Source organism: Streptomyces sp. NPDC052064, assembly GCF_055585925.1.
Map to the genome: position 1 here is coordinate 1 of NZ_JBVJJE010000027.1, position 11,282 is coordinate 11,282.

The window sequence follows — 11,282 nt, forward strand, 5'->3', positions numbered from 1 at the left end:
GAGCCGTCAACCGAGCCTCATGCTGCTCGTGCCACAACGGCCCCACCTCAGCGACGAGTTCAGCGATCACATCCGGCGACAGCCCAGTGACCCGGTACTCCGCCACGATCAACTCACGCGCCCCAGCCCCCATCATGCGCAGTTCAACGGGCCCACCTGAGCGCCGAGCCACGGCCAACCATGCACGAGGTCGCAAGTTCACCGGAACCCACCTTTTGCCGATTCCGCCATCGGCAGAAAATCACCTCGACCTGCCCTTTCGAAGCCGACCTGCCCCGTCCCTGTGTCGCCCGCTCCTTCGGGCGAGAAGCTCAGCACTTGGTCCCTTGTGCGCGACCCCGCTCCCGCAGCAGCGCGGCCAGAGTCGCGGTCGCCCCGTCGATTTCCTGCCCGCAGGCCAGCAGTACGTCATGCGGGGCTCCGCAGGGATCGGCGATCCCGTCCGCGGCCCGCGAGACCGGTGCCAGACTGCCGCGGGCGGCCGCGGCCCGGGCGATCACTTCCCGGGGCGGTGCCGCCTCCCTGTGGGGGGACTGCGAGCTCCACACCGATTCCCCGACCGCCCTGGCCAGCCGCAGGAACTCCCAGACCGTGAAGCACTTGCGCAGAGCAACCGGCCACAGCCGTACGGCCGCCTCCCGGTGCTCCCGGTCAAGACCCAGTACAAGATCTGCCTCCGCCACCAGTTCCGGCGCCAGCCTCCGGGACGTGAACCCCGCACCGCTTCCGCCCAGTTCTTCCAGCACTGAACGGGTCGCCGGGTGCATGCCCGTAATGTGCTGGGCCACGGTGCCCGCACTGCCGACCCGTGCTTCCGGGAGCCTGGCCGCCAGCAGTCGCTCAGCCAGCGGGGAGCGGTGCACATTGCCAGTGCAGATGAAGAGGATGGTCAGCCGAGCCGCGACGTCAGCCATACGTAGGTCTCTTCGATTCCCTCGCGCAGTCCGGTTTTCGGTTTCCAGCCCAGGGAATTGATCAGGGTGGTGTCGAGCAGTTTGCGCGGGGTGCCGTCCGGCTTGGAACTGTCCCAGTCGATCGTTCCGCGATAGCCGACCACCTCAGCCACCAGCCGGGCCAGTTCACTCAGCTCCAGGTCCTCGCCAGTGCCGACGTTGACGGGCTGGTCACCGTCGTACTCCTCCAGCAGGAACAGACAGGCGCGGGCCAGGTCGTCGGTGTGCAGGAACTCCCGGCGCGGGGTGCCGGTCCCCCAGTGTGTGAGCCGGCGCTCGTCGCGTACGTGTGCCTCGTGCGTACGGCGCAGCATGGCCGGCAAGACGTGGCAGGTGCGCGGGTCGATGTTGTCGCCCGGCCCGTACAGGTTGGTGGGCATCGCCGAGATGTACGGGAGCCCGTACTGCCTGCGCAGCGCCTGGACGTGAATGATCCCGGCGATCTTGGCGATGGCATAGGCGTCATTGGTGGGTTCCAGAGGGCCGGCGAGTAGGGCGCTCTCGGGGATCGGCTGCGGGGCGTGCTTGGGATAGATGCAACTGGAGCCGAGTAGCAGCAGCCGTTCGACGCCGTACTCGCGGGCCGCGTCGAGGACATTGAGCTGGATCCGGAGGTTGTCGGAGAGGAACTCCACCGGCTGGGCCGCGTTGGCTGCGATGCCGCCGACGCGGGCGGCGGCCAGGACGACGATGTGCGGACGCTCGGCGGCGTACAGGGCGCGTACCGCCTCCCGGTCGCGCAGGTCGAGCTCGCGGGAGCTGCGTACGAGGAGATCGGTGAAGCCCTCGGCGGCCAGATGCCGTACGACGGCGGAGCCGACAAGGCCCTGGTGCCCGGCCACGTGGACCCTGGCGGAGCGGTCGAGGCGTGTCATTTGGCCCCACCGCGCAGCAGTGCCGCCCCGCGGGACAGTACCGACCCGGTGCGCGGACGCGGCGGCGCGGGAGCCGGGGTCTGCCCCGCGGCCGACGGGGCTCTGTAGCCGTATTCATATGCTGCGTACTTCGGCATCGGGCTCATACTGAAGACCGTGCCGAGGGTCCGCACTCCCAGCGTGTGCAGGGCTTCAGCGGCCGCCCTGACCCGGTCTCGCGGAGTCTTTCCGGCCCGCACGACCAGGAGTGAGCCGTGGGCGAAGGTGGCGAGCCCCGCCGTGTCGGCGACGGGCAGCAGCGGGGCGGTGTCGACGATCACGGCCTCGTAGCCGGCGGCGAGGTCGCGCAGCAACTCCGCCATCCGCTCGGAGGCGAGCAGCTCGGTGGGGTTGGGCGGCAGGGAGCCGCTGGTCAGGACGGACAGCCCGCCCGCGGTCTGCATCACGTCCTCGATCCGCGCCTGGCCGATCAGCACGTTGGTCAGTCCGGCGTCCTGGACGAGCCCGAAGGTGTGGGCCACGGCGGGGCGGCGCAGATCGGCGTCGACGAGGCAGGTGGAGACGCCACTCTCGGTGAGCGAGAGGGCGAGGTTGACCGCAGTGGTGGTCTTGCCCTCGCCCGGCAGTGAACTGGTGACGACGATGATCCGGGGCCGGTCGCCGATCTGGGCGAACTGCAGGTTCGTCCGCAGATGGCGGTAGGCCTCGGCCCGCGCCGAGTGCGCCGCGGCACCGGAGGCCAGCGACTGCTGTGGACTCTCCTTGTCGAACGGAATGGAACTGAGTACGGGCAGGCTGGTGAGGGCGGTCACGGCGTCCGCGGTCTTGAGGGTTGTATCGAGGGTCTCTCGGAGGACGGCGGCGCCTGCGCCCAGCAGCAGCCCGGCGAGCAGGCCTGCGGCGAGGTTGAGAACGGGGCGCGGGCTGGCCGGGGTCGAGGGGGCCGAGGCGGTCTGGGTGACGCTCAGCTTCACCGGGGACGTGGCCACATAGTCGGGGGGCACGGGATCGAGGCTCTCCAAGCGCTCAACGACGTCGCTGAAGCGGTAGGCAACCGCGTTGGCGATGTCCACCGCGCGACGCCGCTCGGTGTCGCTGACCGTGATGTTGACCAGCACGGTACCGAGCGGGGCTTCCGCGGTGATCCGGCCGGCGAGTTCGTCCGGCTTGGTGCCGAGGCTGAGAGAGGAGACGACGTGCCGGGTGACCTGACGACTGGTCACGATCGATGCGTACGACTGGACCCTGGCCAGCGTGAAGTTGTTGCCCTGCTGGAGCTCCATGGTGTCGCCACCGGACTGCGCGGAGACGAACAGCTGGGCGCGCGCCTGGTAGACGGGAGTCGACAGGGTGGTGGCACCCCAGCCGGCCGCGACGCCCAGCAGGATGCAGGCGAGGACGACGGGCCAACTCCGGGTAAGCGCTTTCAGGATGCTGCGGAGTTCCAAGCTGTACACCTCATCCGGTCGTTCAGGGCAGTGCCCGGCCAGATTAGACGCGTTTGTGCCGTTTTTTTCGCCAATGATGTGTGTCTGATCGGAGAGTCCTGCGTGTCGCCTCGTGGACGCAGGCAGCCCCGACGGTACCCCGAGGCGGTCCGCGCGGGACCTTCGAGCCGAGGTGGTGACGGTCGGCATCGACGCCTGCTCAGGCCACGGCTTCACTGCGCATAAGCGGCCGTGGGCGCCGCTGCTGATGTGCCGTAGGCAGCGCGGGGCGGTCACGACCTCGTGATGAAAGCGCCCTTCTCTCAGAAGTCCGGCACCTTCTCAGCGACGGTTCCGAGCCAGGATCCCAAAGGTGTTCGGCGGGCCGAACCTGTCGCCGACTGCTTGCAGCAGCCCGGACTGAGTAGACCAGTAGCGCTGCAGCTCCACCTTCTCGAAGGCGGGCTCCAGCATCGCGCACAGTGCCTGTTCGTCGAGCCCTTGGCGTACGACGTGGTACTCGACCATGTCGGCCTCATTGGTCTCGTCGTAGACGCCGCGCAGCCGACGCATCCGGGTGGCCAGGCCGCGGCGGTATCCACCTTGGCCGAGTCTCCAGAGCAAATATGCATTGCGGTCCAGACTCATAGACGTCCGAGACCGCCGTGGATACCAGAGCGGGTCCTGAATGCTGAAGAACCCGCCACCGGGCTGGATGCGCTCTACGAGCCGCTTTACCGTCTCAAGATAGTCCGGAATATGGTGCAGTACGGAGATGCACACAGCCGCGCCGAGCGGACCCCCCTCGCGATCCGCTTGCCCGTCGTGGTCGAAGGTCACGGTGACCTTCGGATTGTTTCGGAAGCGGCTCCGGAGGACCATCGCACTTGGCATGCTCATCTCCGTCACCTCGACGTCGGCGCCGGCCGCCACCACGTGATCGGTAAAGGTGCCGTGCCCGGCGCCGAGCTCCAGAACGTGGCACGCGCCGTTCCGCTCGATGACATCACCTACCACGGCGTGCACGCCCGCGATCACACGCTCGCGGACACTGTGGTGACGGATGTGCGGTGAACCCTTCGCGTAGTCGTGGCCGGCATCATGCCCCTGCTCTTGGAGCGTCCCCATGGAGGGGTTCGCTGGAATGACTGTCATGCGGGGAAGGTATGCGTCTCACGTTCCGTCTTCCGGAATTCGCGGGGGGATCGCTGGGAGTTCATGCGTTCGGCCTCCGCGCACCTGCGACTGATGATCGCCGACCCCACCTCTATGGGAGCTCGTCCTGGGTCTTGTCGTACGCGTTGTACAGGCGCTTCGGAAGCGGCTTGTCCTCACGCAGAGCCTTGAAGAGTTTCTTCGCCTGGTCCTCGACCATCATGCAGCCACCCCTGTAGCCGGGGGTGGGGATACAGGGAATCGTGACCAGCGACGTCCGCTTCGCGGGGATGTCACGGGCCCCTTCCACCAAGCCGTACAGCTCACCGAGCGAGTCGAGCCCGCGGTCGGCGACCAGCGAGGACGTGACCGCGTTCAGCACCGGATAGAGGAGCGTCGGGCTGGCGAGCGTGCCGCTGCCGCGCAGCTCCCGCAACAGATCGTCGATGAACTCCTTCTGGCGCTCGATGCGCTGCAGATCGCTGCCGTCACCGACGCCCGTTCGCGCGCGTACGAACACGAGCGCCTGGTCGCCGCGGAGCAGTTGTCTGCCCGGGCTGAGCTCAACGGTGGAGTCCGGCACGCTCATGGGTTCGTGGACCTCGACCTCCACGCCTCCGACCGCGTCCACGACCTTCTCGAAGCCGGTGAAGTCGACGACGAGATGGTGGTCGACGCGGACGCCGGTGAGCTTCTCGAAGGTGCGGATCGCACAGGCGGCCCCGCCGAACTGGAAGGCCCAGTTGAACTTCGCGTACTGCGCCCGGCTGCGCGTCCCGTCGGGCCGCAGGCAGCTGGGGATGCCGACCATCATGTCGCGCGGCACGCTCACCAGTGAGGCGCTGCGGCGGTCTGCAGAGAGATGGAGCAGGATCGTTGTGTCGCTGCGCTCGCTGCCGTAGTTGCCCTCCCGGTCGGAGCCGAGAAGCAGGATGTTCTCGGCTCCGTGCGCAGCGGCCCGGGGACGGGAGCCGTGGTCGGTCGCGAGCGCGCGGGCGGTCTTCTCGTCCGTACGGATATTGCCGTCGAGGCGTTGGTAGAGGACCCAGCCGACGCCGCCTGTGACAGCCAGGAAAAGGGCCGTGCCGAGGCCGACGACGCAGAGGAAAGGTTTGAAGCGTAGATCACGTACTGCCATGGAAGAGCTCTTCCACTCCACGGGCCAACCTGGCGGCCATTCCCTCGACCGTGTAACGCATTGCGTCCGTACGGCAGGAGCCCCGCAGGCCGGCCGACCAGCTCGGCTGAGCGAGGTCCGGTCAGTCCGAACCGCTCGCGCACCCCTGCCAGTTCGGCGCCCGAGACCGCGTCCCGGCTGCGGCCGGCGCGGCAGCGGTCCGTTCGCTCAGGTAGGCCGCGCGGTGGCGGCCGAGCATGGGCTGGACGGAGATGCTGGCACCGGCGTTGCCCTCGACGTTCATGACGGTGGTACCGGAGTAGTCGCCGAGCACCTACGGCAGGACCGTCCAGGCCGGGTCGATGCTCAGGCGCTGCAGGGCGCTGCGCGCGCGGTGAAGGAGGTCACCGTCGTGCTCCTATGTATACAGCCCAGAGGAAGCGGGGGTGCCCCCACAGCACCCGGCGCCACAGCCGGCGCGGTTCGCTGCAGAGTCGGAAGAGCCATTCCAGGCCGTGCCGCTGCATCCACAGCGGGGCCTGCGGCTTGTTGCCGGAAACGAAGTCGAAGGCGGCGCCGACGGCGGCGAACACCGCGGGGTGCGCGGTGGCCAGCCGGGCGGCCTCGTAGTCCTGTTTAGGGGTGCCGAGGCCGAGCCAGACGATCTGGGCGCCGCTGGCTCGGATCCGTTCCAGCTGCGACTGTCGCTCTGCGTCGGTCGGTTCGCGGAACGGCGGTGACTCGATGCCTACGATCAGGGCGCGCGGGAAGCGGGCCCGCAGTTCGGCGGCCAGCCGTTCCAGTACCGCCGGGGTGGAGCCGAGGAGGTAATGGCGTAGGCCCACGTCCTGGCCGTTACGGAAGACGTCCAGAAAGAGGTCGGGGCCGTACACCCGCGTCGGCGGCACGGAGCGGCTCCGGTGGACGATCCGGTTGGCCCAGACCACCCCTTGCCCGTCGGGGAGGTTGAGGGTCGCCGTCCGCAGTGCCTGCGCCAGTCGCGCATCCCGGTCGGCGAGGGCGAGGGTGTACGCGTTGCAGAGGTGGACGTCGGCCGCCACGCCTTCGGCGGCGAGACGGACCACCGCGGCGGCCGCGGCGTCCGGAGTCGCAGCAGCCACGGGAACTCCGGCGCACAGGACGGTGGACAGGCCGGTGGACACATCCGTGCGCGTCGTGGCAGGCAGGCGCGCGTCCCTGCCCGTCATCCGCGTACCGCATCGGCAACACTGGCCGCACGGGGGCTGTCAACAGTCCGGCGGTCCCGGCGCTTGGGTCGGCCGACCCGGCCGGGTCCGTACACAGGCATCTTGAGCATGCTGCCGCAGGCCAGCACCGCGGCGCCCGCCACCGGCAGCACGGCGGCGGGCGGCAGCCAGGCGTGGTGGATCAGCAGCCCGATGAGCGTCCCGACGAAAGCGACGATGCCCAGTACCACAGCCGTCCCGGGCGCCGTCAGCCCGAGCCGTCGCAGCCGGTGCGCGATGTGGTCGGTGCCGCCGAGCAGCAGCGGGCGGCCCTGCCGGTGACGGGAGACGAGGACGAGCGTGGTGTCGGCGGTGACGACGAGGGTGAAGGCGAGCAGTGTGCCCGTGGTACGGGCCGGGGTGTGACCGGTGTGCAGCAGTACAGCGGCGGAGGACAGCACGAAACCGGTGAACAGCGAGCCGCAGTCGCCGAGGAAGATCCGGGCGGGATGCCAGTTGTGCAACAGGAAGCCGGTGAGGGCGGCGGTCAGGACACAGAGCAGGAGAGCGAGGCCGGTACGGCCCTCGTTGATCGCGCAGATGGCGAGCCCCAGCGCGGTGAGGGCCGCGACTGTCCCCATCGCACCGTCCGAGTTGTCCAGCAGGTTGAAGGCATTGGTGACGAAGACGATCCACAGCACGGCGAGGGCTCCGGTCACCAGCCCCAGTCCGCTGCCGTACGCGACGGTCCCTGCGGCACCCGTCTCGACGACGAGTCGCGCCCAGGGTCCCAGCGGCCGCAAGTCGTCGATCAGCCCGAGCACGGCGACGGCGGCTCCTGCCATGAGCAGCGTGCCGACCTCCCGGCCCAGCAGCACCTGCCCGGTCCACGGCCCCGAGGAGACCGCGCCGAGGGTCCCCACGACCACTGCGACTCCGCCGAGGTGGGGGGTGGGGCGAGTGTGCGCCTTGTGGGCGGCGGGACGGTCGAGGAGACCGGCACAGGTGTGTCGCCACCGCAGCGCCACGGCACGCAGGAGTCCGGTCAGTACGGCGGTGAGCAGAAGGGCGGCCGCTGCGGCCGCTAGCGTGTAGGGCACGGTGAAGGTCCTCTCAGACCAGAGTCAGGCAGGCACCGCTACGCGCTCGACGCGCGCCTCGGCAATGGTCGCGTCGAGGATGTCGTCGAGGTTGCGCTGCGGTCGCCAGCCGGTGAGGGCACGGATCCGCTCGGTGTCGGGCAGTCGGCGCTCCATGTCCTCGAAACCCTCGCCGTACGCCTGGTGGTAGGGGACCAGCCGGATCTCGGAATCGCTGGCGCTGCGTGCGATGACACGGGCGGCCAGCCCGGCAATGGTGGTCTCTTCGTTCGTACCGATGTTGAAGACCTTGCCGACCGCGTCCGGATGAGGGAGAAGCCGCAGCAGGGCGTCGACGACGTCGGCGACGTGCGCGAAGCAGCGCCGCTGCTTGCCGTCGCCGTGCACGGTGAGCGGTTCACCGTGCACGGCCTGGCGTACCAGCCGGGGCACGACCATCCCGTACGCAGGGCTCTGCCGGGGTCCGACCGTATTGAACAGCCGCACCACGATGGTGGGCAGGTTCAGTTCGCGGTGGTAGGCGAAGGCGAGGATCTCGTCGACGGCCTTTGCAGTGGAGTACGACCAGCGCGCCACGCTCGTACTGCCCAGGATCCGTTCGGAGTTCTCCGTGAGCGGTCCCGAGGAGTTCCTGCCGTAGATCTCCGAGGTGGAGGCGACGAGCACCCTGCGGCGGTAGCGGTGAGCCGCCTCGATGACCGTCTCGGTGCCGCGGATGTTGGTGGTGAAGGACTGCAGCGGCCGCTCCACGATCAGCCGTACGCCGACGGCTGCGGCGAGATGGACCACCGTGTCGCACTGGCGGACCAGTTCGTCCACGAGCAACTGGTCGAGCACGGAGCCGTGGACGAAGCGGAAGCGTGGATTCTGTCGGGCTTGGTCCAGGTTCTCCTCACGGCCGGTGGCGAGGTTGTCAAGGACGACGACTGTATGGCCCTGTGCGAGCAGGGCGTCGGTGAGATGTGAGCCGATGAAACCGGCACCGCCAGTGATCAAATACGTCGTGGAATTCATACGCCGCCCTGTCCGGTTGCGGTATCCGAGTGACGCCAAAGCGGCATCGGGTATATGACCCAGACAAAATAGCCCGTTTTATACGAATGTGGAGCGGACAACACGGCTCATATCGCGCATCGATATCGGAGACTCACACATGGGATCAACAGCGGCCTCGGCACCGCAGAGCGTCGTCCTGGTGCTCGGGTTGGGGTACGTCGGTCTGCCGTTGGCGGTGCGCGCAGCGGAGGCGGGCTTCCGGGTGACCGGCCTGGACAGCGACGAGCAGCGCGTCAAACGGCTGGAAGCCGCCGACTCGTACATCGAGGACATCCCGAACGAACGACTACTACCGCTGCTCGCCTCCGGACAGTTGAGCGTCACCACCGATTACGCGGACGCGGTCGGCTTCGACGTCTGCGTGATCAGCGTGCCCACCCCGCTGCGCGACGGCACCCCGGACCTGCGGTGCGTCGAGAGCGCGGGCCGGTCGATCGCCCCGCTGATGCGTCCCGGCGCCGTGGTGGTGCTGGAGTCGACGACGTACCCCGGCACCACCGAGGAGATTCTCCTGCCGATCCTGGAGGCGGGCAGCGGACTGCGGGCCGGCAAAGGATTCCGGCTCGGGTACAGCCCGGAACGTATCGACCCGGGCAACACTTGTTGGCATCTGGAGAACACCCCCAAAGTCGTCTCCGGCATCGACGACGACTCCCTCGAAGCCATCACGGAGTTCTACGACCGGATTGTGACCCGGACCGTGCCGGTCTCCTCCCCGCGCACCGCCGAGTTGACCAAGCTGCTGGAGAACACCTTCCGGCAGGTGAACATCGCGCTCGTCAACGAACTCGCGATGTGCGCCCGGCCCCTCGGTGTCGACATCTGGGAGGCGGTGGACGCGGCCGCCACCAAGCCCTTCGGCTACATGCCCTTCACCCCGGGGCCCGGGGTGGGCGGTCACTGCCTGCCGGTGGATCCCTCGTATCTCTCCTGGCAGGTACGACAGAAGCTCCAGCATGACGTGCGCTTCGTCTCCCTCGCCCACGAGATCAACGAGCACATGCCCGAGCACGTGGTGCGGCGCATCGAAGGCGGCCTGGCCGGACTCGGACGGCCGCTGGCCGGCGCACAGGTGCTGGTGTTGGGGCTCGCGTACAAGAAGAACACCGGGGACGTACGGGAGTCTCCCGCCGCCACCGTCGCCGAACTGCTGATGGCGCGCGGCGCGCGGGTCCGGGCCGTGGAGCCGCACGCCGATCCACAGTTGCTGCCGCCCGGGGTGCTGTGCGTCGATCTGACCGAGGCGGAGATCACGAACACGGACGCGGTCGTAGTCCTGACCGACCACGATGACCTCGACTACGGTCTGGTGGAGCGCCATGCGACGTATGTCTTCGACGCCCGCAACCGCTGCCGGGGAGACCGGATCGACCGCCTGTAACCGGCGGCGGCATGAGAGGTCCGGGGGGGCTGCGTCTCGTTTCGATCTGGCCGAGGCCATCAGAATGATCTTCGATGTGCTGGGTGACCTGCTGGTTTCTGGGTCACCCGGCAAGGACGAGGTTGTGCAGGCGGGCGATGCCGAGCATGGCGTGATGAACGCCGTAGCCTTTCAGTCGGGTGTTGTGTTCCTCCTTCCAGGCCGGGAGTTCGGTCTGACCGCGTTCGCGGCGGTGCGGGATGACCAGGCCGGTGCCCGGTAGCCGCCGTCCGCGATGACCGTGGTGTTGCCGACGGCGTCTTTCGCGCCGGACAGCTCCCATGCCTTGCAGTCGTTGCGGTTGCCGGGCAGCGGCCGGCCGACGGCGACGACGAGCCGGGTGTCGGCGTCGATGACGGCCTGGTGGTTGGTGGAGTACCGGTAGTTCTTGGACTGCTCGGCGATGGTGTGGTCGCGGGTGGGGACCAGGGTGCCGTCCAAGATCAGCACGGCGTCGCGGCGGAACCGCTTGCGCTGCTGGAGCGCGAGCCCGACGTGGTCGATGATGCGGTCAGCGGCCGACTTGGACACCCCGAACAGCGGAGCCAGTTGGCGCAGCGTCAGGTTCGTCCGCCAGTACGCGGCGACCAGGAGCACGCGGTCCTCCAGCGGCAGGCTCCAGGGCCGGCCCTTGCGCACCGGGTCCGCACCTTCACGCCGCAGAGCGGTGATCAGCTTGCCGAACCGGCGCGGGCTCAGCCCGGTGAACGGGGCTGCCCAGGAGGGCTCCGACGCCGTGATCACACCAGACACAGCAAGATCATCTCACCCGTGACCAGCAGTTACGGGACAGCCCTTACGACCTCGTGCATGGTTGGCCGTGGCTCGGCGCTCAGGTGGGCTCGTTGAACTGCGCATGATGGGGGCTGGGGCGCGTGAGTTGATCGTGGCGGAGTGCCGGGTCACTGGGCTGTCGCCGGATGTGATCGCTGAACTCGTCGCTGAGGTGGGGCCGTTGTGGCACGAGCAGCATGAGGCTCGGTTGACGGCTC

At 68.6% G+C, this 11,282-nt stretch carries 10 protein-coding genes and 1 pseudogene; 1 reads left to right on the forward strand and 10 read right to left on the reverse strand.

What is annotated here, in order from left to right; translation table 11 throughout:
- Positions 1-311 precede the first annotated feature (311 nt).
- From ACZ6TU_RS38650 to ACZ6TU_RS38690, 9 genes are all read right to left on the reverse strand, one after another.
- Entirely contained in the window at positions 312-914 is a 603-nt protein-coding gene (locus ACZ6TU_RS38650) for an arsenate-mycothiol transferase ArsC (RefSeq protein ID WP_467682295.1), read from the reverse strand.
- A complete protein-coding gene (locus ACZ6TU_RS38655) occupies positions 890-1,828 on the reverse strand; it encodes a GDP-L-fucose synthase family protein (protein ID WP_469553471.1) in 939 nt (312 codons plus the stop codon). Before ACZ6TU_RS38655 ends, ACZ6TU_RS38650 begins: the two co-directional genes overlap by 25 nt.
- Complete coding sequence (locus tag ACZ6TU_RS38660; protein WP_469553474.1) at positions 1,825-3,276, reverse strand: tyrosine-protein kinase domain-containing protein; 1,452 nt, start codon at positions 3,274-3,276, stop codon at positions 1,825-1,827. The genes ACZ6TU_RS38655 and ACZ6TU_RS38660 overlap by 4 nt, the downstream gene beginning before the upstream one ends.
- Positions 3,277-3,597: 321 nt before the next feature.
- On the reverse strand, positions 3,598-4,410 hold the full coding sequence (locus ACZ6TU_RS38665; RefSeq protein ID WP_467682289.1) for a class I SAM-dependent methyltransferase: 813 nt from the start codon (positions 4,408-4,410) through the stop codon (positions 3,598-3,600).
- A 112-nt stretch (positions 4,411-4,522) separates the two neighbouring features.
- Positions 4,523-5,548 carry an LCP family protein gene (locus ACZ6TU_RS38670; protein ID WP_467682287.1) on the reverse strand — a complete coding sequence of 342 codons (1,026 nt, stop codon included), beginning with the start codon at positions 5,546-5,548 and terminating at the stop codon, positions 4,523-4,525.
- A gap of 121 nt (positions 5,549-5,669) precedes the next feature.
- Positions 5,670-5,861: a hypothetical protein gene (locus ACZ6TU_RS38675; RefSeq protein WP_467682285.1), complete on the reverse strand. Its 192-nt coding sequence runs from the start codon at positions 5,859-5,861 to the stop codon at positions 5,670-5,672.
- Positions 5,862-5,931: 70 nt separating this feature from the next.
- Positions 5,932-6,648, reverse strand: coding sequence for a WecB/TagA/CpsF family glycosyltransferase (locus tag ACZ6TU_RS38680; RefSeq protein WP_467682283.1), 717 nt, complete (start codon positions 6,646-6,648; stop codon positions 5,932-5,934).
- Between the two features lie 83 nt (positions 6,649-6,731).
- Positions 6,732-7,814, reverse strand: coding sequence for an MraY family glycosyltransferase (locus tag ACZ6TU_RS38685; RefSeq protein WP_467682281.1), 1,083 nt, complete (start codon positions 7,812-7,814; stop codon positions 6,732-6,734).
- Between the two features lie 24 nt (positions 7,815-7,838).
- Positions 7,839-8,828 (reverse strand): NAD-dependent epimerase/dehydratase family protein, encoded by a 990-nt coding sequence (locus ACZ6TU_RS38690; RefSeq protein ID WP_467682279.1) that lies wholly within the window; start codon positions 8,826-8,828, stop codon positions 7,839-7,841.
- Between the two features lie 139 nt (positions 8,829-8,967).
- Between ACZ6TU_RS38690 and ACZ6TU_RS38695 the strand changes: the two genes are divergently transcribed.
- Complete coding sequence (locus tag ACZ6TU_RS38695; protein ID WP_467682277.1) at positions 8,968-10,251, forward strand: nucleotide sugar dehydrogenase; 1,284 nt, start codon at positions 8,968-8,970, stop codon at positions 10,249-10,251.
- Positions 10,252-10,354: 103 nt separating this feature from the next.
- Here ACZ6TU_RS38695 and ACZ6TU_RS38700 read toward each other — a convergent pair.
- Positions 10,355-11,043, reverse strand: a pseudogene (locus ACZ6TU_RS38700) (transposase family protein).
- Positions 11,044-11,282: the final 239 nt, after the last annotated feature.

Excerpts from the sequence above, each read along its gene's own strand:
- ACZ6TU_RS38695 (WP_467682277.1), top strand. The coding sequence starts at position 8,968 with ATGGGATCAACAGCGGCCTCGGCACCGCAGAGCGTCGTCCTGGTGCTC.
- ACZ6TU_RS38665 (WP_467682289.1), bottom strand. The coding sequence starts at position 4,410 with ATGACAGTCATTCCAGCGAACCCCTCCATGGGGACGCTCCAAGAGCAG.
- ACZ6TU_RS38670 (WP_467682287.1), bottom strand. The coding sequence starts at position 5,548 with ATGGCAGTACGTGATCTACGCTTCAAACCTTTCCTCTGCGTCGTCGGC.
- ACZ6TU_RS38655 (WP_469553471.1), bottom strand. The coding sequence starts at position 1,828 with ATGACACGCCTCGACCGCTCCGCCAGGGTCCACGTGGCCGGGCACCAG.
- ACZ6TU_RS38650 (WP_467682295.1), bottom strand. The coding sequence starts at position 914 with ATGGCTGACGTCGCGGCTCGGCTGACCATCCTCTTCATCTGCACTGGC.
- ACZ6TU_RS38690 (WP_467682279.1), bottom strand. The coding sequence starts at position 8,828 with ATGAATTCCACGACGTATTTGATCACTGGCGGTGCCGGTTTCATCGGC.